This window comes from Spirosoma litoris, from assembly GCF_054776755.1.
On record NZ_BAAHBI010000042.1, the window covers coordinates 171755 to 195881 of the forward strand.

General features: G+C 46.4%; 25 protein-coding genes. 14 read left to right on the forward strand and 11 right to left on the reverse strand.

The window, feature by feature from the left end:
• Positions 1–43 precede the first annotated feature (43 nt).
• The 6 genes from yajC to ACYVGR_RS25750 all read left to right on the forward strand — a co-directional run bounded on the left by yajC (position 44) and on the right by ACYVGR_RS25750 (position 5895).
• Entirely contained in the window at positions 44–367 is a 324-nt protein-coding gene (gene yajC, locus ACYVGR_RS25725; RefSeq protein ID WP_460962184.1) for a preprotein translocase subunit YajC, read from the forward strand.
• A 109-nt stretch (positions 368–476) separates the two neighbouring features.
• Positions 477–1193: a YbbR-like domain-containing protein gene (locus ACYVGR_RS25730; protein WP_460962186.1), complete on the forward strand. Its 717-nt coding sequence runs from the start codon at positions 477–479 to the stop codon at positions 1191–1193.
• An 88-nt stretch (positions 1194–1281) separates the two neighbouring features.
• Positions 1282–1890 carry a dephospho-CoA kinase gene (gene coaE, locus ACYVGR_RS25735; RefSeq protein ID WP_460962187.1) on the forward strand — a complete coding sequence of 203 codons (609 nt, stop codon included), beginning with the start codon at positions 1282–1284 and terminating at the stop codon, positions 1888–1890.
• Between the two features lie 49 nt (positions 1891–1939).
• Positions 1940–3607, forward strand: coding sequence for an amidase (locus ACYVGR_RS25740; protein ID WP_460962190.1), 1668 nt, complete (start codon positions 1940–1942; stop codon positions 3605–3607).
• Positions 3608–3678: 71 nt separating this feature from the next.
• Positions 3679–4248, forward strand: a complete 570-nt coding sequence (locus tag ACYVGR_RS25745; protein WP_460962192.1) for a DUF4136 domain-containing protein — start codon at positions 3679–3681, stop codon at positions 4246–4248.
• A 249-nt stretch (positions 4249–4497) separates the two neighbouring features.
• Positions 4498–5895, forward strand: a complete 1398-nt coding sequence (locus tag ACYVGR_RS25750) for a DUF937 domain-containing protein (RefSeq protein ID WP_460962194.1) — start codon at positions 4498–4500, stop codon at positions 5893–5895.
• A 119-nt stretch (positions 5896–6014) separates the two neighbouring features.
• Here the strand turns inward: ACYVGR_RS25750 and ACYVGR_RS25755 are convergent, their stop codons facing one another.
• Entirely contained in the window at positions 6015–6920 is a 906-nt protein-coding gene (locus ACYVGR_RS25755) for a nucleotidyltransferase family protein (RefSeq protein ID WP_460962196.1), read from the reverse strand.
• Between the two features lie 264 nt (positions 6921–7184).
• Between ACYVGR_RS25755 and ACYVGR_RS25760 the strand changes: the two genes are divergently transcribed.
• The 7 genes from ACYVGR_RS25760 (at position 7185) to ACYVGR_RS25790 (ending at position 14625) form a co-directional block, all read left to right on the forward strand.
• The gene (locus tag ACYVGR_RS25760; protein WP_460962198.1) at positions 7185–8432 is read left to right on the forward strand and encodes a DUF5018 domain-containing protein; all 1248 of its coding nucleotides are present in this window, start codon (positions 7185–7187) and stop codon (positions 8430–8432) included.
• Between the two features lie 292 nt (positions 8433–8724).
• Positions 8725–9927 (forward strand): homogentisate 1,2-dioxygenase, encoded by a 1203-nt coding sequence (locus ACYVGR_RS25765; RefSeq protein ID WP_460962200.1) that lies wholly within the window; start codon positions 8725–8727, stop codon positions 9925–9927.
• Between the two features lie 99 nt (positions 9928–10026).
• Positions 10027–11151: a 4-hydroxyphenylpyruvate dioxygenase gene (hppD, locus tag ACYVGR_RS25770; RefSeq protein ID WP_460962202.1), complete on the forward strand. Its 1125-nt coding sequence runs from the start codon at positions 10027–10029 to the stop codon at positions 11149–11151.
• 89 nt (positions 11152–11240) lie between these two features.
• Positions 11241–11972 (forward strand): phenylalanine 4-monooxygenase, encoded by a 732-nt coding sequence (locus ACYVGR_RS25775; protein ID WP_460962204.1) that lies wholly within the window; start codon positions 11241–11243, stop codon positions 11970–11972.
• Between the two features lie 67 nt (positions 11973–12039).
• Positions 12040–12480 carry a MarR family winged helix-turn-helix transcriptional regulator gene (locus ACYVGR_RS25780; RefSeq protein WP_460962206.1) on the forward strand — a complete coding sequence of 147 codons (441 nt, stop codon included), beginning with the start codon at positions 12040–12042 and terminating at the stop codon, positions 12478–12480.
• A gap of 73 nt (positions 12481–12553) precedes the next feature.
• The gene (fahA, locus tag ACYVGR_RS25785; RefSeq protein WP_460962208.1) at positions 12554–13726 is read left to right on the forward strand and encodes a fumarylacetoacetase; all 1173 of its coding nucleotides are present in this window, start codon (positions 12554–12556) and stop codon (positions 13724–13726) included.
• Positions 13723–14625 (forward strand): flavin reductase family protein, encoded by a 903-nt coding sequence (locus tag ACYVGR_RS25790; RefSeq protein WP_460962210.1) that lies wholly within the window; start codon positions 13723–13725, stop codon positions 14623–14625. The genes fahA and ACYVGR_RS25790 overlap by 4 nt, the downstream gene beginning before the upstream one ends.
• A 274-nt stretch (positions 14626–14899) precedes the next feature.
• On the opposite strand, the gene ACYVGR_RS25795 is transcribed toward ACYVGR_RS25790, so the two are convergent.
• From ACYVGR_RS25795 to ACYVGR_RS25810, 4 genes are all read right to left on the reverse strand, one after another.
• Entirely contained in the window at positions 14900–16459 is a 1560-nt protein-coding gene (locus tag ACYVGR_RS25795) for an ABC transporter permease/substrate-binding protein (RefSeq protein WP_460962212.1), read from the reverse strand.
• A complete protein-coding gene (locus ACYVGR_RS25800) occupies positions 16452–17186 on the reverse strand; it encodes an ABC transporter ATP-binding protein (RefSeq protein ID WP_460962215.1) in 735 nt (244 codons plus the stop codon). The genes ACYVGR_RS25795 and ACYVGR_RS25800 overlap by 8 nt, the downstream gene beginning before the upstream one ends.
• Complete coding sequence (locus ACYVGR_RS25805; protein ID WP_460962217.1) at positions 17183–17464, reverse strand: DUF427 domain-containing protein; 282 nt, start codon at positions 17462–17464, stop codon at positions 17183–17185. The genes ACYVGR_RS25800 and ACYVGR_RS25805 overlap by 4 nt, the downstream gene beginning before the upstream one ends.
• Before the next feature lie 131 nt (positions 17465–17595).
• Positions 17596–19509: a CocE/NonD family hydrolase gene (locus ACYVGR_RS25810; RefSeq protein WP_460962219.1), complete on the reverse strand. Its 1914-nt coding sequence runs from the start codon at positions 19507–19509 to the stop codon at positions 17596–17598.
• A gap of 112 nt (positions 19510–19621) precedes the next feature.
• Between ACYVGR_RS25810 and ACYVGR_RS25815 the strand changes: the two genes are divergently transcribed.
• The gene (locus tag ACYVGR_RS25815; protein ID WP_460962221.1) at positions 19622–19744 is read left to right on the forward strand and encodes a hypothetical protein; all 123 of its coding nucleotides are present in this window, start codon (positions 19622–19624) and stop codon (positions 19742–19744) included.
• Between the two features lie 10 nt (positions 19745–19754).
• Here ACYVGR_RS25815 and ACYVGR_RS25820 read toward each other — a convergent pair whose 3' ends face one another.
• The 6 genes from ACYVGR_RS25820 to ACYVGR_RS25845 form a co-directional block, all read right to left on the reverse strand.
• Positions 19755–20351, reverse strand: a complete 597-nt coding sequence (locus tag ACYVGR_RS25820) for a zeta toxin family protein (protein ID WP_460962223.1) — start codon at positions 20349–20351, stop codon at positions 19755–19757.
• A gap of 4 nt (positions 20352–20355) precedes the next feature.
• Positions 20356–20556: a helix-turn-helix transcriptional regulator gene (locus tag ACYVGR_RS25825; protein WP_182460803.1), complete on the reverse strand. Its 201-nt coding sequence runs from the start codon at positions 20554–20556 to the stop codon at positions 20356–20358.
• On the reverse strand, positions 20553–21026 hold the full coding sequence (locus tag ACYVGR_RS25830) for a hypothetical protein (protein ID WP_460962226.1): 474 nt from the start codon (positions 21024–21026) through the stop codon (positions 20553–20555). The genes ACYVGR_RS25825 and ACYVGR_RS25830 overlap by 4 nt, the downstream gene beginning before the upstream one ends.
• Before the next feature lie 253 nt (positions 21027–21279).
• Entirely contained in the window at positions 21280–21606 is a 327-nt protein-coding gene (locus ACYVGR_RS25835) for an L-rhamnose mutarotase (RefSeq protein WP_460962228.1), read from the reverse strand.
• Positions 21607–21719: 113 nt separating this feature from the next.
• Entirely contained in the window at positions 21720–22700 is a 981-nt protein-coding gene (locus ACYVGR_RS25840; protein WP_460962230.1) for a type I phosphomannose isomerase catalytic subunit, read from the reverse strand.
• Positions 22701–22891: 191 nt separating this feature from the next.
• A complete protein-coding gene (locus ACYVGR_RS25845) occupies positions 22892–24118 on the reverse strand; it encodes an efflux RND transporter periplasmic adaptor subunit (protein ID WP_460962232.1) in 1227 nt (408 codons plus the stop codon).
• Positions 24119–24127: the final 9 nt, after the last annotated feature.

Genomic DNA, 24127 nt, shown 5'->3' on the forward strand with positions numbered 1-24127 from the left:
GGCTTGAAACCTGAAACATTAAACGATTTTTAACAAAATTTATATGTATTCAATTTTATTACAGGGTTTAGCCGGTTCTAACACATCCATGATTTATAATGTGCTGCTTTGGGTGGGCATTATTGGCATTTTTTACTTCTTTATGATTCGTCCGCAGCAGAAAAAGCAGAAGGATCAGAAGAACTTTGTCGACAACCTCAAAAAAGGGGACAACGTTGTTACAATCGGTGGGTTGCATGGCAAAATTGCCTCTGTCGATGGTACAACCGTTACCCTGGAAGTAGACCGGGGAGTTAAAATGGTATTCGAAAAAACATCGGTTTCGCGCGAGGCAACAGTTAAGCCAGCCGAAGACGACAAGAAATAATTTTGATCAATAAGTAAAATAGGTGGAGTAAGTGAAGTAAGTCCAATTGGTCACTCTTCCACTGATTCCACCTATTTCCATTAATCAACCTATAGCATCGCCCACCTTCGTGAACTCTCACCCTCAAAACGTCCATTCGTTTCAACCCACGAAGGCTCTGTTGTGTCTGGTAGCAGCCACGTTATTCTGGATTCTGAATGCGCTCAACAAACCGGGCTATACGCTGAATATCGACTATCCGCTGCGTTTTGCCTATGATGACTCGTTGTTCATTCCCACTACGGAATTACCTAAAACGGTCCGGGTAAATGTATCGAGCGATGGCTGGGGATTGCTCCGTCATGCCTGGATGCCCTTTCGAATCGACCCGGTAACCTATGTTGTTCGAAACCCACTTCAGACATCTGCAATCAACACATCGTCTTTAACAGCAGCACTGGCTGAACACATCAAAAAGCTACACGTCAATTACGTTATTGCTGATAAACTCGACATTCACTTCGATCGACGATTGACCAAAACGATTCAGTTAAAAGCCGATAGTCTCCACATTAATATGGCCCCCCGCTTTGTGGTGACCAGTGTCATCAATCTGACACCCCATAGCATCCAGATTGATGGTCCGGCAAGGCTAGTGCGCGGCCTACCCGATACGCTACTCGTGAAAATTCCTCGCAAGCGTATTGCCGATAATTACGACGACGAAATTCCACTCAATCACCTGCGTCATCCGCTCCTGCACACTAGTGCCGATCGCGTAGCGGTTAGCTTTGAAGTAGGTGAGTTATTGTCTCCACCACAAACTGGCGAAAGAGTGAAAGAGTGAATGAGCGAAAGACTGAGTTAGCTGGAAGGTTTCTCACTCTTTCACTCTTTCACTCTTTCACTCTTTCACTCTTTCACTCTTTCACCTTATGAAAGCTCCCCTTCAAATTGGTGTAACGGGCGGAATTGGCTCGGGTAAAAGTGTTGTTTGCCAGGTCTTTCAATCACTAGGTGCCCCTGTTTATGAAGCCGATGAACGCGCCAAATGGCTCACTGAACATGACCCAATCCTGAAGGCCGATATTAAACGAATACTCGGTTCAAGCGCCTACGATGCAGCAGGCCATTACAACAGGGCCTGGGTGGCTTCACAAGTCTTTGCCAACCCTGAACTCTTAGCAACACTCAATGGGGTTATCCACCCCCGCGTATTTGCCGACACGGCTGCCTGGGTGTATCAGCAACAAGGAAAGCCTTATGTAATTAAGGAGGCCGCAATCATGAAAGCGGCTGGCGACCATAACACGCTCGATAAGGTCATCGTTGTGCAGGCTCCTGTTGCCCTGCGTATTGAGCGCATTCATAAACGCGACCCCCACCGCTCTGAAGCCGAAATTCGGAACATCATTGCCCGTCAGGTAAGCGATGAAGAACGACTCAAATTGGCCGATTATGTTCTCGATAACGACGAAAGTCAATTGTTACTACCGCAGATTGTCCAATTACACGAGGATTTTTTGCAGCAATGGGAAAAATAATGCAGCTATCGCTGTAATTTGGGCTATCACTCATCAATAGCCCAATCGAATGAAACAACGATTACTCCTCTTTGGCTGCTGCATCGGTAGCTTCCTGTTTGGTGCGTTTATTACCAACGATGACCCCAAAAAACCGCTGACCTCCGAAATGGTTGAGGTAGCATCGCGTGTATTTGACCTGGAGTTTACCCCTGCCGAACGCGATTCCATGCTCGGTAACCTAAACAACACCCGCCAGAACTACGAAGCGTTACGCAAAATCGACTTACCTAACAACATTGCACCAGCTCTCTATTTCAATCCACTTCCGGCAGGCTTTACAATGCCTACGGGGTCTTCCTCCTTTAAAGAATCGGCTCCGGGGAAAGTCACCTTGCCCGCTAACCGTGATGAACTGGCTTTTTATACTGTTGGCCAGTTGGGTCAATTGATCCGAACGAAACAGATTTCATCTGTCGAACTGACGAAGTTCTTCCTAAGTCGGCTTAAAACGTACGATCCGAAATTACACTGTGTCATCACGTTAACCGAAGACTTAGCACTTAGTCAGGCAAAACGAGCCGACGAAGAACTGAAAGCGGGTAAATACCGGGGACCGTTACATGGTATTCCTTACGGTGCCAAAGATCTCCTCGCTAAAAAAGGCTATAAGACAACCTGGGGCGCTATGCCCTATAAAGATCAGACATTGGACCTCGACGCTACCGTTATTCAACGACTCGAAAAAGCAGGCGCTGTATTATGTGGCAAAATGACATTGGGGGCTTTGGCAATGGGCGATGTCTGGTATGGTGGCATGACGCGTAATCCATGGAATACAAACAACGGCTCCAGCGGTTCATCGGCTGGGTCGGCTTCAAGTGTATCGGCTGGGTTGCTTCCCTTCGCTATTGGTACCGAAACGCTTGGTTCTATTGTTTCGCCATCTACCGTTTGTGGCACAACTGGCCTTCGGCCAACATTCGGGCGGGTAAGTCGGCATGGTGCTATGGCACTGAGTTGGAGTATGGACAAAATTGGGCCGATTACGCGTTCAGTTGAGGATTGCGCTTTGGTTTTCAATGCCATTTATGGCCCCGACGGTAACGACCCAACCATACTAGCAGCTCCGTTTCGCTACGCACCACTTGCATCGTTGAAAGGAACACGAATCGGTTACGTGAAAAAGGCCTTTGAAAACAACTACCCAAATCGCGCCAATGATTCACTAACCCTGCAAACACTCCGTACGCTGGGAGCCGAGTTGGTTCCGTTCGATTTACCAACGAGTGTACCTCCCGGCCGGATTTCGTTTCTACTCACGGTTGAAGCAGCGGCAGCCTTCGATGAGTTGACCCGTTCAGGGCGCGACGACCTGATGGTTCGACAAGGAAAAGGTGCCTGGCCGAACTCGTTCCGCTCCGCACGATTTGTACCAGCGGTAGAATATATTCAGGCGAACCGGGCTCGTACCAAACTCATCAATGAAATGGCGGCCCAATTGAAAGCGGCTAAAATTGACGTGTATGTATCACCCGTGTACTCAGGTAGCAATCTGACCTTAACAAACCTCACGGGCCATCCCTGCGTCGTTTTACCCAACGGATTTAACAAACAAAACTTACCAACCAGCATCACCTTTATGGGACAATTGTTCGAAGAAGGTAAAGTGTTAGCTGTTGCCAAAGCGTATCAGGACGCTACAGACTGGCACAAAAAACACCCGGTTCTTCAGTAAGTCTGCCTCATTAAAAGCAAACTTTTCATAACCCTATTCGTTAAGTAGGTTAAAACTAAACAACGAACGTTATGAAACGCTTATTAATGATTTTCGGCCTACTGACCGCTATATACGCTTGTTCGCCCCGTGTAGCCGTCGACAGTAGCAGCCGGACTGACTTCAGCAAATACAAAACATTCACCTGGATGGATAGTGACGTCAAGGCAGGCCAAAATCCATTGTATTATAATCAGTTAGCTACTGAAAATGTCGAAAATACGATGGCCAGTGTTTTACAGGCGAAAGGATTGCAGGAAAACGCGAACAACCCCGACCTGTTAATTGGCTATCACTTCTTTGTCGAGAATAAAACACAGACAGTGGCAACTCCTTCACCTGTTTACGGCCCCTACTTAGGCTGGGGACGTTGGGGTTACCGAGGTTGGGGACCCGGTTGGTGGGGCTGGGGCGGCACGCAATACACCCAGCAACAGTATAAGGCGGGCACATTGGTTGTCGATATGGTTGATGCTCGTACGCGTAAGCTAGTATGGCGAGGCTCTGTCCAAAATGCCGTTGGTGATCCCGCACGGATTGCCGCTCAATTACAAAAAGAAGCCGAGCGAATTGTTGAGAAATTCCCGGAACGCACCAGCTAGGTCAAGCGTGCATCAAGAGTAAATCCCCGTTGTCCGTTTAAACTCTAAACAACAACGGGGATTTTTTTATGCCTGCAATTCAGACCGCAAATAATGGAAATTCCAGCCGCTGAGGTGACGAAAAAAACTTACCCCGTCTAATCCCTTGTCGCAACCAAAAGGCAGTTACTATCTGCCTGATAATGTACAAAAGGAGCGATATTTTTCGTCTATCAACGGTAAACCAAACCTTAAAAACCAGCTAGTAACATGGCAGAAAATCTGTTGGATTTAGCAAAAAGTTACCTCAGCGACAGTGTCGTGAGCCAGGTTAGTCATATGCTTGGTGAAAGCCCGAATAATACCCAGAAAGCCTTTGACGGCGCATTGCCCACAATCCTGGGTAGCCTGATTCAGAAATCATCTGAACCCGGCGGAGCAAGCTTAATCATGGATTTGGTCGGCGAAGTTATGTCGCCCAATCAGGCATCGGGAGGGATAATTGCGCCAATTGGTGGTATTGCTGGCCAGCTAAGCAATCTGTTAGCCAGCAGTCATCAATCCAGCGGTCTGTTAACGATGGGTGCCAGCATTATCAAACGTTTATTTGGCGATAAAGTAGGCAGCATTGCGGGATCGATTGCTTCCTATAGCGGCCTTAAAACAGTATCCGCTTCATCCTTGATGGATATAGCGGCTCCGGTACTTCTTAGTGTCCTGGGGAAAAAATTAAGCGACGACGGTATAGGTGTTTCGGGACTAGCTGGTTTGCTTGGAGGCCAATTAACAAACGTCCAGTCTGCGCTGCCATCAGGCTTAGGCACGTTACTCAGTACGATTCCAGGACTGGGAGTGCCAGGTGATTTGTTCGGCAAAACGAGCAACCTGGCATCGACAATGAATGAACCAGCTACACGCGTGATCAAACCAGTCACACCTGCTTATTCCGAAGATGATGATAATTCGTCAGGTGGTGGCAAGCGCTGGTTGCCGTGGCTGTTGCTAGTATTGGGTGCAGCGGCTCTGTTCTACATCCTGCGTGGTTGTGGGAACGAAAAAGAAGTCGTTACAGGGGCAGCCGAGGGTGTTACTGCTACCGTCGATAGCACTGTCTCAGATATGAGTACTATGGCTGATTCGGCAGGTAACGATCTGGAAGCGGCCGTTGATTCGGCGGGCAATGCTGCCGCAGATGTGACCGCCAAATTGGGGGCTTTCTTCAAACGAAAACTGCCATCGGGTGTTGAACTGAACATTCCGGAAAACGGCATTGAGAATCAACTCGTAAAGTTTATCGAAGATAAGAGCAAGCCTGTTGACAAAACAACCTGGTTCAATTTCGGCCGATTGTTGTTCGAAACTGGTAAAGCGAGTCTGAAGCCCGACTCGAAAGACGAAGTGAAAAACATTGCTGAGATTCTAAAAGCGTTCCCTGAAGTTAACATCAAGATTGGCGGCTATACAGACAATACGGGCAGCGCTACCCTGAACAAAAAACTCTCGCAGGAACGGGCCGACGTGGTTATGGCCGAACTGGTGCAACTGGGAATCGATAAATCACGGCTTGCCGCTGAAGGGTACGGACCCGAACATCCTGTGGCGTCAAACGATACCGAAGCGGGCCGGGCAGAGAATCGCCGGATTGCCGTTCGGGTAACGAAGAAGTAATTCCAACGAAAAATAGACAACCCATAAAATGTAACGAATAAGGCCGCTTTGTCAGATTGACAAAGCGGCCTTATTCGTTTTTGCTTGATGGCACAAGGCAAGAGCCTCGCGCCATCAGCTTACCACAATTTATCTGGATAAGCGCCATTATCGTGCAACTGTTTCAAAGCAGCCTGTACGGTTGGCTTATCGTCTGGGTAAGTCACACCGAACCATTCCGAACGGCTACGGAACACTTTGCAATGTCCCGTATCGGTTTCAATCAGATTTGTCATTACCGTTGGAATATAAAACTCAGCTTTGGGCGAGTCGATATTGGCAATGGCGTAGCTTTCAAACTGATGAAGTACTAATGGAAACACACTTGGCTTGAATCCCCAGAAATTCATCGAAACGGGTGTATCTGGCGATAAGGGAGTTAACGACTCGCCTTCTTCAAAGACAATCTTTTTACCATTCGAATCCATCTCATAGATTTTAGTCCGCTCGATTACCGAGATCAGATTTCCGTTTTCGGCCACTTCGCATACACCCCGAGATACCGAGCCATTTTCGGAGAGGGTATTTTTTACCTCGTAACCAACCATCGCATGCAGTTGATCGTCCGTATCGGTTGTCAGAAAATCGCTGATCAATTGAAACGCTTCCAGACCGTAAAAGTCATCGGCATTGATAACTGCAAAGGGTGTGCTCGTATGGTTTTTAGCACACAACATGGCATGACCTGTACCCCAGGGTTTGGTGCGATTCACTGCGCCTAATTCTGACGGAACGTACGAGTTAAGTGCCTGAATAGCATAATCAACCTCAATTTTACCAGCTAGTTTTTTACCAAAAACCTCCTCAAAATCGGACCGAAGTTCCTCACGGATAATAAACACAACCTTGCCGAAGCCAGCCCGAATTGCGTCGAAAAGTGAATAATCTATAATGGTTTCACCATTTGGCCCAAACTGGTCGAGCTGCTTGATACCACCATAACGGCTGCCCATACCGGCTGCCAGAATCAAAAGCGTAGGTTGCATTTCAATTGTTAGACAATAATGTTTAGACAGGTCAAAATTAGGTAAAAGCTTGGCGGCTACCTATCAAAAGGTACCTAGTAGTACGTTTATTTGCTTTGTCAATTCATAAAATCCCATTTTAACAAATAGACAAGCCCTATAAAGCGGATAAGCAAGCTGTTCATATCGCCTAGGTACTAAATAAAAGGTTTATTCTAGCAATTAAAGTTACTAACAAGTATTTCTATCGTCCACACATATCACTAATTCCAATCAAGTTATTGTATGCCTATAAAATCTTACCTATATTTCTTGGTGCTATTTTTTATTGTTTCCTGTTCTAAAAAGGACCCAGAACCAGTTAGAAGCTCGGCAAAGAGCATTCGTTCTTTTTCATTTAATACTTTGTCTCCTATTGTCAATGCATCACTGGATAGTACTCAGCAAACTATTACAGCTACTTTACCAATCGGAACCGACATTAGTAAGTTAGCCCCAACTATCAGTCTATCGTCTAAAGCAACGATAACACCGGCCTCGGGTGTAGCCCAGGATTTTAGCAAGCCTGTTTCCTATACAGTTTCTGCCGAAGATGGCACAACCCGCGTTTATACAGCCCAAATTACGGTGTTGAAAAGTTCGGCCAAGAGTATTATCAGTTTTACCTTTCCTGGCCTCGTACCTAGTATAAAGGCGGCTATAGATAGTGTAAATCGGGTTATTACAGCAACTGTAGCTCCAGGTACTGACTTAACAAAACTAACTCCAACCATTACTATATCTAACAGAGCTACAGTTTCTCCTGCTTCAGGAGTAGTACAGGATTTTAGTAAATCTATCGTTTACACGGTTACTGCCGAGAATGGTGAACGTCAATCGTACACAGTTCAAGTTAATCTCCCCAAGAGTTCCTCTAAATTTGTCAGAAGCTTTATTTTCAACAGTTTATCACCTGCTGTAGTAGCAAGTATTGATACTACAAATAAGACCGTTGTCGCTGTTGTACCAACAGGTACTGATCTAACAAGTCTGACACCAACAATTATAGTGTCTGATAAGGCAATTATATCTCCAAAATCAGGTGTAGCACAGAATTTTCAGGATCATCTTCTTACGTATACGGTCACTGCCGAAAATGGCACAAAAGTCGACTATAGGGCTTGGGTCACTACGATAAAGGATCAGCCAGTTCAAGCTACACTTTATCAAAAAGCGTTTATCCCGACAAAAATTTTGTGTAAAAAAGACATATTCACGGGAAAAACCTATAACATTCAATTCTACAATAAGAATGTTGCTTGCAGTGACTTCACAATACCACCAATTGAATTTAACATTTCTACATTAGCCGTTGGAACCTATTGGGGTGAGGGACCTTACTTCTGGGATGGACAAGGTTCAACAACCTCTTTTTTCGGATGCATGGTCCAAATAACAAAAGTGACGGCCACTACAATTGAAGGTAAACTTATTGGTGGCCAGGTTGGTGACAACTACATTGAGGGCTCATTTATAGCCATAATCTGTCCATAAACAAGTTTGCTTTACCCTATCAACAGCCGATACGGTTATCGTGGATTTATCTATTCTCGATAGCCTTATCGGCTGTATTTATTTCCAGGCCAGTATGTATAGCAAAATCCTTACAGCTCCATAACGCATTATACATTATCTAAGTTAACCAGCCCATTAGACTGGATTACGATACCATTTTATAGCATATAACACATTTTAATAAAATTTTTTCTAAACAATATACTATTTCATGTAGTTGTCGTTATAATTGTACGCCAAACAATAATTGTCTTAACAATAAAATAAGGTCATGCCTTTCTATCATACTCTCGGCCAGATTCCATCTAAGCGACATACGCAGTTTACGAAGCCGAACGGCCTTGTAGTGAACGGGCAGAGTCATAAGGACGCGTTCTACTATGAGCAATTGTTCGGGACAATTGGCTTCGAAGGTATGTCGTCATTGCTGTACCATACTCATCGTCCAACGATGGTGCGCGAGGTGTTAGAAAGTGTGGATATGACGCCCAAATTGGCTGTCCAAAAAAATATGCTGGCACGCAAGCTCATCGGTTTTAACATTGCGCCCAATGATGATTTTTTAGAAAGTCGGGTTCCGCTACTCGTTAATAACGACTTGATTTTTGGACTAGCAGCACCCCGCCAATCGCTGACAACTTATTTCTATAAAAACGCCGATGCCGACGAGTTACTGTTTGTCCATCGGGGATCGGGAAAACTGCGAACCTTGTTTGGTACGCTACCCTTTCAATACGGCGATTACCTGGTTATTCCACGCGGGGTGATTTATCAGATTGACTTCGATACCGACGATAATGGTGGCGACCAACCGCGACTGCTCTATGTGGAGTCGCATTCGCCGATTTACACGCCTAAACGGTACCGCAACCAATTCGGTCAATTGCTCGAACATGCGCCCTTTTGCGAACGTGACATTATTCGTCCAGGCAATTTGGAAACATACGATGAAACCGGCGATTTCCTGCTAAAAATAAAGAAACAGGGGTCGTTACATGCACTGGTCTACGCATCGCATCCGTTCGATGTTGTCGGTTGGGATGGTTACAATTATCCGTACGGATTCTCCATTTTCAACTTCGAACCGATTACGGGACGAGTGCATCAGCCACCGCCAGTCCATCAAACTTTTCAGACAGATTCGTTCGTGGTTTGCTCGTTTGCACCACGCCTGTATGACTATCACCCACTGGCTATTCCTGCCCCTTACAATCATTCAAATATTGATTCCGACGAGGTCATTTATTACGTAGATGGCGATTTCATGAGTCGCAACGACATAGCTCAGGGGCACATTACGCTACACCCTGGCGGTATTCCACACGGCCCGGCGCCGGGTGCGATGGAACGCAGTATTGGCAAAAAAGAAACGCAGGAATACGCGGTCATGGTCGATACGTTTCGGCCACTCATGCTAACAGAACAGGCCGTTCAACTCGATGACGGAACGTATTATAAATCGTGGGTGGAGTAACGCGGACCTCTGGTCCGCACAGTTACAGACTACTGATTTTCAACTGAATGATTAACTATGCGGACCAGAGGTCCACACTACCCAAAACATCAACAAACAATGGAAACGCTCGAACTAGTAGAACCAAAAACAACAGCCGATTTTCTGCCTCTCAACGGTACGGATTATATTGAGTTGTACGTGGGCAACGCCCGACAATCGGCGCATTATTTCCAGACAGCTTTCGGTTTCCAACCTGTAGCTCATGCGGGTTTGGCAACAGGTACACGCGACCGCGAATCGTATGTGGTCCAGCAGGGGAAAATCCGGCTTGTTCTGACATCTCCGCTTTATGGCGAAAGTGAGATCGGGCACCACATAGATCGACACGGTGATGGTGTTCGGGTAGTTGCGTTATGGGTTGATAATGCGACTCATGCATTTGACGAAACCGTGCGTCGGGGAGCCAGGGTTTATATGGAACCTACTCGTTGTCAGGACAGTCACGGCTATGTAATCCGTTCAGGTATTCATGCTTATGGCGATACACTTCATGTATTTGTTGAGCGAAATAACTACGATGGTGTTTTCCTGCCCGGTTATGAACCCTGGACACCAGCTTATCAACCAAGCGATGCCGGGCTTAACTACGTCGACCATATGGTGGGCAATGTAGGCTGGCACGAAATGAACCATTGGATGGACTTCTACCACGATGTGATGGGCTTTCAGCAACTGGTTTCGTTCGATGATAAAGATATTTCAACAGAGTATACGGCCCTGATGAGCAAGGTCATGAGCAACGGCAACGGGCGGGTAAAATTCCCGATCAACGAACCCGCCGAAGGCAAAAAGAAGTCACAGATTGAAGAGTATCTGGATTTTTATGGAGGTCCCGGTATTCAGCATATTGCCGTGGCTACCGATAACATTGTCGAAACTGTACTGACTCTGCGCGACCGTGGTGTTGAGTTTCTGACCGTTCCTGATGCTTATTACGATGATCTGGCAGATCGAATCGGTCAGATTGATGAAGAAATAGCGACGCTACGTCCTCTCGGCATTCTGGCCGATCGCGATGATGAAGGCTATCTGCTCCAGATTTTCACAAAACCGATCTGCCCACGCCCAACCCTATTCTTCGAGATCATCCAGCGCAAAGGAGCCAAATCGTTCGGGAAAGGCAACTTCAAAGCCCTGTTCGAAGCCATCGAGCGAGAGCAGGCATTAAGGGGAACACTTTAAATTTTGAATGATAGATTAATTGAATGATTGAATAGGTTGCATATGAGCCTATTCAATCATTCAATTAATCTATCATTCACTAATTAATCATGAACCAGACATACACATACACCCCTGACGAACAGGCTGTTTGGCGATTATTATTCGAACGGCAGATGGCACAATTGCCGGGGAAAGCTAGCCAGGCGTATCTGGACGGCATTTCGGCAACGGGTTTCCGGGCTGATCGCATTCCTGATTTTGAGCAGGATTTGAACCCACGGTTACAGGCTTTAACGGACTGGCGAGTATGCGGTGTAGAAGGCTTAATTCCAAATCGGGAGTTCTTCGAGCTGATGGCAAATCGGTGTTTTCCGGCTACGACCTGGCTCCGTCAACGCGACCAACTGGAGTACCTGCCCGAACCCGACATGTTCCATGATACGTTCGGGCACGTTCCGATGTTGTCGAATCAGGCTTTTTGCGACTTTCTGGAAGCGTTGAGTCAGATTGCCCTGCACCATATCGAGAGTGAAGAAGCTATTGCTATGATTTCGCGGCTGTATTGGTACACAGTTGAGTTTGGGCTGATTCGGGAAAGTAATGAACTGCGTATTTATGGGGGTGGCATCTTATCGTCGGTTGGTGAAACAACGTATAGTTTGTTCAGCACCGAACCCAGGCGCGTACCTTATGATGTGCAAACGCTTCTGAAGACGCCCTATATAATTGACCATTTTCAGGAGCAGTATTTCGTCATTGAGTCGTATGAGCAGCTCTATCAATCCGTGCCTCAGATTGAAGCCACACTGGAAGAACTGCTAATCATTAATAATGTATGATGAATAATGAATAATTTTGAACTACTTACATATCCATTTAGGCCTAATAATCATTATCCATTAAACTGTGACGCACCCATCCGATTCGCGTGCCTATTTCTTCAAGATTGACACCACAATCAAGAAAATTCGAAATGCCCTACAAAAGCAATTTACCGATGCTGGCTTTGATTTAACTGTTGATCAGTGGGTTATAATTGATCACCTTTATCGAAATCCCGGCATCAGTCAGAATACGATTTCGGAAATGACGACTAAGGATGCGCCAACCGTAACCCGTATTATTGACCTGCTCAGTCAAAAAGGGCTAACCGAACGGCGCATGGCGGATACCGATCGGCGCAAGTTTCTGGTTTATCTAACCGAAGCCGGCGAAGCCAAATACAGCGAGGTTCTGCCCGTAGTATCGGCGATGCGACGGAAAGGCTGGGGTGATTTAAGCGAGGAAGACTACCAGCACTTTGTGCGGATTATGGATTCGATTTATACGAATATTAGTCAAGAGTGAAAGAATGAAAGAGCGGAAAATTGCGTCAACTTTTCCGCTCTTTCATTCTTTCGCTCTTTCAGTCTTTTACACCATGTACGGCATCTTCAGTTACGACATTGCCAGCCCGCGTGTGGGCCTAAAACAGGGCGACTACATTCTCGATCTCGAGGTAGTTGCCCTGTTGGGTTATTTCAATGATCTTAAAATTGATCCTACCGTATTTGCCCAACCGGTACTAAACGATTTTATCGCCTTAGGCAAACCAGCACACCGAGCTATCCGTCAGCGACTTAATGAGTTATTAAGCAGCGGTACACCCGCTTTTTCGGATGTTCATGACCAGATTTTCATCCACGAATCACGCGTGCAGATGCACTTGCCCGTGCGCATTGGCGACTATACGGATTTTTACGCAGGCGTTCATCACGCCGAAAACGTAGGGCGCATGTTTCGCCCCACAAGCGACCCGCTTTTGCCAAACTACAAACAATTGCCCGTTGCTTATCACGGTCGGGCATCGTCAATCGTTGTCTCAGGAACACCTATCCGCCGACCCAAAGGCCAGTTTTTGCACGAGGGCAAGCCTGTATTTGGCCCATCGGAAGCATTGGATTTTGAGCTTGAGTTAGGGCTGATTATTGGCAAGAGTAATTCGCTTGGCGAATCGATTTCTGTAGCAGAAGCCGAAGACTATATTTTCGGAGTTGCGCTATTTAACGACTGGTCGGCACGCGATATTCAGCGATGGGAGTACCAGCCATTAGGGCCCTTTCTGGGCAAAAATTTTGCTTCGAGCCTATCGGCCTGGGTCTTGCCGTTTGATGAACTGGAACCTTTTCGCGTAGCTGGAACTAAGCAGGACCCAACACCCCTACCCTATTTACAAACCACTGGTGAAAAACACTTTAGCCTTGAACTGGAAGTTTGGTTTCAGCCCGCTGACGGGGAGAAAATCTGTATCTGTCGCTCTAATACCCAGTATTTGTATTGGAATTTCGCCCAGATGATTGCGCATCATACCGTTGGTGGTTGCAACCTGAATATTGGCGATGTATTGGCAACTGGTACCATTTCGGGCAATACACCGGGCAGCTATGGGTCACTGCTTGAACTAAGCTGGAATGGTGAACGGCCGCTACATCTGTCAGAAACCATAACCCGAACATTTTTGGCCAACGGCGACACAATAACTCTACGCGGCTGGGGCTTTTTGAACGGCGTTCGCGTAGATTTGGGCGACGTAACCGGAACGATTTATTCATGATAACCGTCAACCCTACTAACTTAAAGCCCAATGAGTTCTATCGCTACATGATTAGCACCATTGGCCCGCGCCCAATTGCGTTTGCGAGTACAATAGATGCCAAAGGAAATGTTAACCTAAGTCCATTTAGCTTCTTTAATCTCTTCGGTTATAATCCGTCCACGCTCATTTTTGCCCCGACCGTTAATCGGCATGGTCACAAAAAACATACGCTGCTCAATCTGGAAGAAGTGGGTGAAGTGGTGATCAATATCGTGAATTACGCCATGGTTGAACAGGCTTCGTTGGCTAGCGCTGAATTTGAACGAGATGTCAACGAGTTCGAGAAGGCGGGATTTACAGCCATCCCGTCTGAGCGGGTTCGTCCGCCAAGAGTTGCCGAATCGCCTGCTGCGTATGAATGTGTTGTCAGGCAAATTATCAATACAAATCCCCAATCAGCCGCCGATTCGCCCGGAACGGGCTATTTGGTTATCTGCGAAGTTGTGCTGGCGCATTTTCAGGAAACAATTTTCAACGAGACCGGCGGCATTGATCAGGCAAGCGTCGATTTAGTGGGTCGGCTTGGTGGCGATTGGTACAGTCGGGCAAATGCCGATGCGCTCTTTACAGTTAGTCGACCCCAAATGGGTATGGGAATCGACCAGATTCCGTCCGCCATTCGCAATAGCGCGATTTTAACGGGAAATGATCTGGGGAAATTAGGGAGCTTTCTAGCGATGCCCACACGCGAAGAAGTACACGCCTTTCGGACTTCAGGTGTATTGAACGAGTTAATCGACGAAGCCCGAAACGGCTGTCAGTATTTACCTGATTTGCTGCACCTTCGCGCCAAACAGCTACTCGCTGAAAATAAGACAAAAGAAGCGTGGCTGACATTGCTGGCAGATCGGTTGTAGGGTAAAACTTTATCCTCGTTCTGTGAGGATACAAAACAGCTAATCTAGACAACGTCAACCTTCACAATACCCCGAATGACATTGCGTAGAAACGTCTTCAATTGCGCAAAAAGAGCTTCTGATTTCATGTTTTTTCAGTAGTTAATTTCTTTTGTTCGACCCCTTCAGGGTCGCATGTTTATAGTAAAATGGCACCTCTATAAATATACGACCCTGAAGGGGTCGAACATAGAATTCTATTTTTATTCTCCAACATTCAATCGAACGTTCACTTTCATTTTTTTGCAAGATACTGTACCAAATCCTCAATCGACAGAATACCTAATTGTTTCGCTTGCTCCCGTCGCATCATCAAGCAATAGCTATTATTGAAACCCAGTGGCTTCAGCCAATCTACTTGATACTTCTCCCGAAACTGCCGTTCCACAAACTGATAGACCGAATCGGTTTGCATGGGTAACTGTTGTAGTACAGTGGCTGATGGTTGTAAAATCACAAGCAACCCCGTGCCGGTGTATTCAGGATAAAAGTCAATGGAACCCGTTCGGAGGGCATCAAAACAGATTTGCGTGCCGCCTAACCCCGTTTTGGTAACGACACGTAACGAGGTTTGTCCTTCGATCAGTTGACGATAAATTTCGGCCAGAATATATTGCTCCGTAAACACCTTCGAGCCCATCACAACTGTTGCCGTTCGCTCCCCCATTTTAGGAACGTTATACAAACCAACCTGCTTCAAAAAATTAGTGGCAATAACTTCTGGCGATTGTTTTTGATAATCGGCCTGATAGTTCAGCGCTGTCATTACAGAATCGGTTAGTTTTCCGGCCAGCTTATTCAGCGTTGGGTCTAGTTCTGGGTATCGATTTAGCGTTGCTTGTCGAATAACGGGGGCTGCTGCGTACGGTGGAAACGCATGCCGATTATCGTCTAGAACAAGTAAATTGAATGCCTTAATCCGTCCATCCGTCGAATAACCACTAATGATGTCAACCTGACCCTGATGAATGGCTTCGTACATCAAATTCTGGTCAATTAACCGGGGGCGTAATTGAAGACCATACGTTTTTTGCAAGCCGGGATAGCCATCGGCACGCCCATAGAATTCATGAGCAAACCCGGCAATTAATTTATCCTGTTTACCCGGTACTAAATAAAACGCCGACAGAAAAGGGAGTAAAATCACAAAAACCAAAGCCCCTATGCGCAATTTCCGAACCGATAGCCGCTGCAATTGAGCCAAGCCAAAATCAAAACCAACAGCCAGTAATGCGGCCGGAATGGCTCCCGCCAGCATCATATTTACGTTGCTTAAGGCAATACCACTGAAGATAAACTCGCCGAGTCCACCGGCTGCTACGTAAGCTGCCAGCGTAGCTACGCCAACGTTGATAACCGTTGCTGTACGAACACCCGCGAAAATGACAGGCAACGCCAACGGCAATTCGACTTTGGCCAAAATCTGATTATCCGTCATACCGACACCCTTGGCTGCTTCTTTCACCAACGGGCTAACTTCTGTAATGCCGACATACGTATTTCGAATAATCGGCAATAACGCATACAGAAACAAAGCCACCAATGCAGGCCCAATGCCAATACCGAGCAACGGAATCAGGAAACCTAAAAGTGCAACACTGGGCACTGTTTGCAATATCCCAGCCACACCCAGCACGCTGCTCGCCAATTTGGTTTGTCGCGAAATCAGAATACCAAGCGGCAACCCAATCAGCAGCGCCAGCAACAGCGATACAAACGTCAGACCAATATGGGTCAGGGTTTGTTCCAGCAATTTATCGGCATGATCGCGAATGAACGAGAAGAAGTCAGTCATGCAACCGGTGTGGTTTATCGTCCAGAAAATCCCGAACGAAATCGTTAACGGGTCGTTTTAGCAACTCATCTGGTGAGCCAATTTGCACAATGCGCCCCTTGTCCATCAACGCAATACGATCGGCCAGTTCGAGAGCCTCATTTACGTCGTGCGTAACGAGTACGACCGTTGTTTCTTTCAATTCACTTAGCCCAAACAACTCGCGCCGAACATGTTTACGCGTGAATGGATCTAACGCACCAAATGGCTCATCCATCAATACAACGGGTGGTTTTGCCGCCAGCGCACGCGCCAGCCCAACCCGCTGACGCTGGCCGCCACTGAGTTCAGACGGATAGCGAGTCAGCGTTGATTTTGGCAATTGCAGTTTGTCGATCAATTCGTGGGTTCGCTTCTGGATGTCGGTGGGCTCCCAATTGAGCAGCTTCGGAACTGTAGCAATGGCTTCAGCAATAGTATAGTGTGGAAACAAGCCTCCATCCTGAATGACATAGCCAATCTGGCGACGAAGTTCAGACCCGATTTGTTGCTGAACATCAATACCCGCCACTCTGATTGAGCCACTGGTTGGTTCGATCAGGCGGTTGATCATTTTAAGCGTTGTGGTTTTTCCGCAACCGCTTGTTCCGAGCAGAACTAATGTCTCTCCAGGCCCAATACTTAGCGAAACACCATCGACCGCTACGTGTGAGGCAAATCGTTTAGTTAGCTTCTCAATCTGAATCATTCGATTACCTGAACTCCCTTCCAGAACGCTACCCGATCTTTAATCTGATTCGCAGCCGGTTTCGGATCAGGATAATACCAGGCCGCATCAGCATTGGTCTTGCCGTCAACAGTCAACGAATAATACGAAGCCAGCCCTTTCCATGGGCAAGTCGTATGCGTTTGGCTATCGGTCAGAAATTCAGGGTTTACCGATTCTTTAGGGAAATAATGGTTGTTTTCGACTACAACCGTGTCGTTGCTTTCGGCAATTGTTTGGCCGTTCCAGATTGCTTTCATAAGTTTCTGATTAAAAGGCGTTTGACTTTTTTGTCATCTCGACGCCAGGAGAGATCTCAAGGTGGAAATTTTAAGATCTCTCCTGGCGTCGAGATGACAAAAAATACAACAGAATAACTCGTCAGTTTGTCTTATTTCAGGACCTGCACCTCAATAACTGAGCTATCATATACCCGATGCGTGGCTTTCTGAAAGTCTTTTTCGTCGGCTTTAAAGATGTTATCCACATATTTCTGTGGGTTACGGTCGATAAGTGGGAACCAGGTACTTTGCACCTGAATCATGACCCGGTGGCCTTTTTTAAATGTGTGCAAAACATCCTGCAAGCGGAAGTTTACATCGGTCACTTCGCCCGGTTTAAACGGTTCAGGCTTTTCGAATGAATTACGAAATCGCCCCCGCATTACTTCGGAGCGAACCATTTGCTCATAATTTCCGAGGGTAATGTTCTTGTTCGGCATATAGGGATGATTCGGTTCATCAGCAGGATACACATCAATCAGTTTCACCACCCAATCGGCGTCAGTTCCGGTAGTACTCACTTTCAACTTGGCCATAATTTCGCCACCCAATGTTAAGTCTTCCGTCAGCACATCGGTTTGGAACACTAATACATCAGGGCGACGACCCGCAAACCGCTGATCCTCCGACATGTAGTTGAAGGGCGTAAAACCCTGGGTTGTCGTAATGTCTTCAGTATACGGTACAGGCTTCATCGGATCACTGATAAACTCCGAATACCCATTGCCCGCCTGTTGGGCTAGTTGGCCAGAACTAGCTAGGAAAAACTGCATCGATTGCGCATTGGCAGCAGGCCATTTATCGAATGTTTTCCACTCATTACGACCCGTATTGAACAGATAGGCTTCGGGCAACCCAGTCTTGCCATCGCCCGGCCCTTTCAGGAAATGCGTAAAGAATTTAGCCTCGATATTCCGCTGGTAAAACGTTGCGATGCTATCGCCAAAGTAGATATTACTATGCAGCGTATGCCCCGTTTCATGCGACCACCGACCATGCCCGAACGGCCCCATCACCAGCGTATTATACGTACCCGGATTATTTTTCTCAACGGTTTTGTAGATGTTCAGCGGTCCAGGCAAATCTTCTGCATCGAACCAGCCACCGACAGTCATTAGCGCATGGTTAATGTTCTTCAGGTGCGGAATAATGCTCCGTTTCTGCCAGAACTCGTCGTAGTTCGGATGATTGATCGTTTCCTGCCAGTAGAAGTTATTCTTGTAGTATTTATCGACGTTTTTGAGCGGGCCAAGGTCTAACTGCCACTGAAAGCCGTCTTTTGATTTCGTATTGATAAAATCGTTGTTGTACCAAGCCTGCGTTGTGGGCTGCGGGTGCTGAATACCAAACACAGGAAATGTGAACAGATACGCCTGAATAAACGCGCCGTTATGGTGAAAATCGTCAAAGAAAAAGTCTGAAATAGGCGCTTGTGGCGATGAAGCTTTCAACGCGGGGTGAGCAGCTACAGCGCCTGCAATGGTGTAAAAACCAGGATAGCTAATGCCCCACTGCCCCACCCGACCGTTGTTGTTCGGAATGTTTTTGAGCAGCCACTCGATGGTGTCGTAGGTATCCGAGCTTTCATCGACCAGAGTTGTATTCACTGGTTTCGTGACACTCTTTTTACCTTTCATTACGGGAGCTGGTTGCTGATCGGTAACGGTTGGCGTCATATTGGTCCAAGTCCCTTCCGAGGCCCATCGCCCCCGAACATCCTGATAGACAAAGATAAACTTGTCGCGCATGAGCGTTCCCGACGGGCCAACCTGCGCCGGATAGGTATCGGGCCCGTAAGGTGCCACGCTATAGCACGTCCGCTGCATCATAAATGGGTATTTCGTGCTTGCAGAGGCATCTTTCGGAACGTAGACAGTGGTGTGGAGCTTGGTGCCGTCACGCATTGGAATTTTGTATTCCGTTTTCTGGTAATTCTCCCGAACAAAATTGCTGGGCGTAGTGGATTGTGCCTGAGCCGGAACGATGAACGCAAACGCGAGCAATGCGTAAAGCCAGTGTTTCATAAAAGTGACGTATTGATGGAGTTGATACCTGTAAAGATAGCGATATACCGTACTGAGTAACAACAAAAAACGCCCGTTGAAGGAGGGCGTTTGGGGAATGTATTTAGTAACGATGGCCTTACAGGTCGCGGGCTTTAACGCGCACAGGTTTGCCGTTGTGAGCGATAACCAGTTCTTCATCATTACGCTTTGCCTGATCGACTACTTTCTGAACGGCTCGTCGGACACCAGCTAAAACTTCGTCGTTACTTGGCCTCGTCTTTGTCTGATTTATTTCCATGGTTCCGAATGGCTTCCCAAATGTCTTTATTTAACACAAGCATCTCGCTATCAATTCCGCCCGTTGCTATCAGATCTGAAACAATGCCTGCGTTATTGAAAATAACAACGTAATCACAGACTGGAATATATAGTTTAGTTAGGTTTACCAGACTCCTGGCATATCTACGTTCAATCACATCGGCTGGAATGTTATGGCCTCCCCGAGACACACGCATCGCCACTCGTTCCTTTGATACTTCTGCCGATGGTATCCAGAAATAGTAAAGGCTTACAGAATAGTCGAGTTGCTGGGCACGACGAATAGTTTGTACGTATGAGCGCGTAGACAACGTTGTTTCAATCGCAAAATCAACCCCTTGACTCATAAGTTGCTCAATACGTTGCAACATGATCCGCGCAGCCTCAAACGCTACGGCTTCCACATTAAATGGGGATAATCCTCTTGCTATTTCATCCGCATTGACGAACTCCTTAATCTTCATGACTTCAGGTAGCAGCGTGTAAGCAGCGGTTGTTTTTCCGGCTCCATTCGGGCCAGCCATGATATACAGGTTTGGCATATTATCAATCGGTCTCTTCGAGCGTAAAGATATGCTCCACCGATTTACCAAACACCTGTGCCAGTTTCAGTGACAAAATCGTAGAAGGAACATAGCGGCCCGTTTCAATCGAGTTAATCGTTTGCCGACTCACCCCAATGCGATCGGCCAAGTCGGCCTGTGATAGATTCTGCTCGGCCCGTTCAACTTTAAGCCGGTTTTTCATAAAGCCAACAACGTATGATTATTCCGATAGATAAGCCAGCGAAACCGGAGAATGAAGACTACCAGCATTGTAAACATATTATAGACCATTACATTAAGAAATATGGTATCGTAAACTGTCAGAATAGCAATTGCCAGAATTATATAGTTGACGTAAACGCTCCACTGCAACGCTTCGAGACGCAATTGCCCAATCATTTCATCTTCAACCTTCTCTCGCGAGAAAGCAATTAGTAATAGACCGAAAATAACGCCAATAGCGGCTACTTCATCAGTTAAATCCTGATTGTCCATAAGGTGCGTTATCGAATCTTTGGACGTTATGGTAATTGACTCACTTAACCAACTGGCAGTTAACCAACTAATCTTAAAATCAGCATATAAGGTCGCCAGCCCGAGGATAGCTGACGGCACGAAAATAATCCAGCCAATAAGCCGGAATTGATGCGGGAAAAGCCATTTTGTTTTCATCGATATGTAAAGTTTGCTTGACACATCAAACGTAAAGCTAACTATTCAATATGTCAAGTTAATTTTACATTCTTTGACAAAAAAATTCGAGCTTTTGGAAGCTCGAATTTTTTTGCAACTGGCGCGGGTATTTACCTGTGCCTATTCATTTTGTCAGCATTTGCTGACCCGAATGTTCGGCTTACTAGTTTTTGCGTCAGCAAATGCTGACGAGATAAGAAAGCACGGGTGGATACCCGCGCCAGATTGACACTCACATCTGGAAAATCTGTTTCATGAGCACCCACTTTTCTCCGGGCTTTGCCATGGGTAGAGATTGCTGATAGCTCCACATTAAATTCTCCCATTCCTGCACTTTTGGATTGGAGGCATCGGCGGCCGCTTTGATCTCAAACGAGAAGGTTTCGTCCGTTTCCATAATCATAAACAGTCGATTCCCGATCCGGTAAATTTCCATTTCCGTAATGCCGTAATCACGAATACTGGCTTCAATGGCAGGCTGGAGCTTTTTGTGGTATTGTTCGTATTCGGCAATCAGAGCCGGATCATCTTTGAGGTCAAGGGCAAGGCAATAGCGCATTTTATCTGAACCAGGATTCGTAGGATTTAAATGATTTTACAAGATTAAAAGATTACGTACGATTAACTCTAATCCTGGAAATCATTTAAATCCTATAAATCCTGGTTCAGACATTAAGGCACATACGTTTCCAAAACGGTCATATCACCGTCAGGGATGAGGGTTACATTATTGATAGATGCCGGAATCAGAGCGCATTCACCCATTTTGAGTGATTGACTATAGCCCCCAGACGTTTCAATGGTGAGGCCTCCTTCTACACAAATCAAAATCACGAACGAGTCGATGCGCGAGTAATCTTGTGCGACTTCTTCATTGAAATTCAGTACGTTGGTTATAAAATAGTCGCTTTTTACAGCGTTAACGCTCTCGTTCTGCTTCTTTTCGTACTGTGTTTTGTAATGGTCATAGTGATGGTAATCGATGGCATCGACAGCCAGATCGGTATGCAGTTCACGCTTTTGTCCAGTCGTCGCATCTACCCGATCAAAGTCATAAATACGGTAGGTCGTATCTGATGTTTGTTGAATTTCAGCCAGCAAAAGGCCTTTACCAATGTAGTGAACCCGACCAGCTGGCAGGAAAAATACATCGCCGGGTTTCGCAGGCTCAATGTTCAATAAATCCTGAATCGTATTGTCGGCTACGGCTTTCACGTACTCGTCTTTAGTCACTTCCCGATTAAAGCCCGAATTGAGTTTCGCGCCCTCGTCGGCCTGCATAATATACCACATCTCGGTTTTACCGAAGCCGGTTCCACGCTGTTTAGCCAGCTCATCGTTCGGGTGAACCTGAATAGAGAGGTCATCGTTGGCGTCGATGAATTTTACCAGCAACGGGAACCGATTACCGTATTGCTCATACACATGCTTTCCAACCAGCTCACCTTTGTATTGCTCCACCAATTCGTGCAGCGATTTTCCCTGCAAACTACCTTGTTTTACAATCGATACATTGCCTTCTACATCAGAAACCTCCCAGGTTTCTCCACAGTTGGGTAATGGCGAGAAGTCTTTCTCCAGAATCGTTTTGATCTTCTGGCCTCCCCAGATTTTGTCTTTAAAAATGGTTTCGAACGTCAGCGGATATAGCATAAAGGAAATGTGCCGCCGGGCGGCTACAACTGATTAATAGATGAGGAAATTAACCGCCAAAATACGGCATTTGTTGATCGATTCCTCTTTACTAGTCGTTTTCCGAGAAACCTATAGGTCTTCATGAGGTTTTGAGAACCTTACAGTATCGGGTTTTAGAACCCGACACCATGGTACTGCTGCAATACCTACTACTCTTCACTGTTGTTTAACTTGGCCAATAAACTATAGGCTCCTTTTACTACAATTGGAGTTTGTTTAGGATTGATATCAGCCGAAAGAGTGATTGCGACATAGCCATTATCCCGTAGATCGGGCTTTACCTCCACTTGTCGAAACTGATAGGTAGTAGGATTCATTTCTTTTTTCTCCAGGATATAGATGTAGTTTTTGCCCCCAAAACTAATAATAGCCTCTTCGGGCAGGGCCGATAAAGGCTGAGTTTTCACATTGATTTGCGCAGAAATATAGCCCCCCGGAATAAAATCACTGGCGTAGCCATCAGGGTGTGCCAGCACCGAAATGGTTCGATCGGCAGCGATCGATTTACCAATCAGGAAAATTTCGCCCCGGTGCATCAAACTGGCGTCGCCACCCATGCCAAATCGAATAACCTGCCCTACATGAATGCGACTAATATCTTTCTCGAAAATACTCAATCGAACATGCGGGTGCATCAGATCAGTAATTTGCACTAGCACATCGGCAGGATTAATAAAACGACCATTATTGACGGGCACATCAGTTACAAAACCCGATACGGGCGACGGAACGTTAATCGTACGAGTGAGCGTGGCAGGCGTAAGCGTAGCAGGATTAATATGCAATAAAGCCAGCCGTTGCGTCATACCCGCCAACTGAGCCTGCAAGCTCTGACGATTGGCACGAATCTGCTGAAATACCTTCAGCGCATTGACGTTCTCGCGGCTTAATTCCTGCTGACGAGCAAACTCCAGATCAGCGTATTCCAGTTTTGCTTTTGTATCCAGATACTCCTGCTGAAACTGAATGTATTCCGGATTTTCGAGCACCACCAATGTTTGCCCTTTGCTAATGCGCATACCGGGCTCCAGATTGATTTTTCGGATATAACCCCCAAATGGAACCGAAACCGATACCTGATTCTGAGCCGGTACATCGAGCGAGCCGTTCACTTTCAATGTCGTACTTAAGGTACGTAAACTAGGCTCTCCAAGCTGGATACCCGCGACCGTGTATTGAGCCTGTGTTAGCGCTACCCGAACGGTATCGTTCGATTTTTCGGTAGAGTCAGTGGCGGTAGCAGCCTCAGTGTTTTTTTCGACCGCTGTATCGGCCTCTGTTTTTTCAGTAGACTGGCAAGCCAAGTTACCAGTTAGCAGACTGATTAACAGCAGAAAGAGCCGGAAATGACGAATGGGTAATTGAATGAAAGTCATATAAGTATA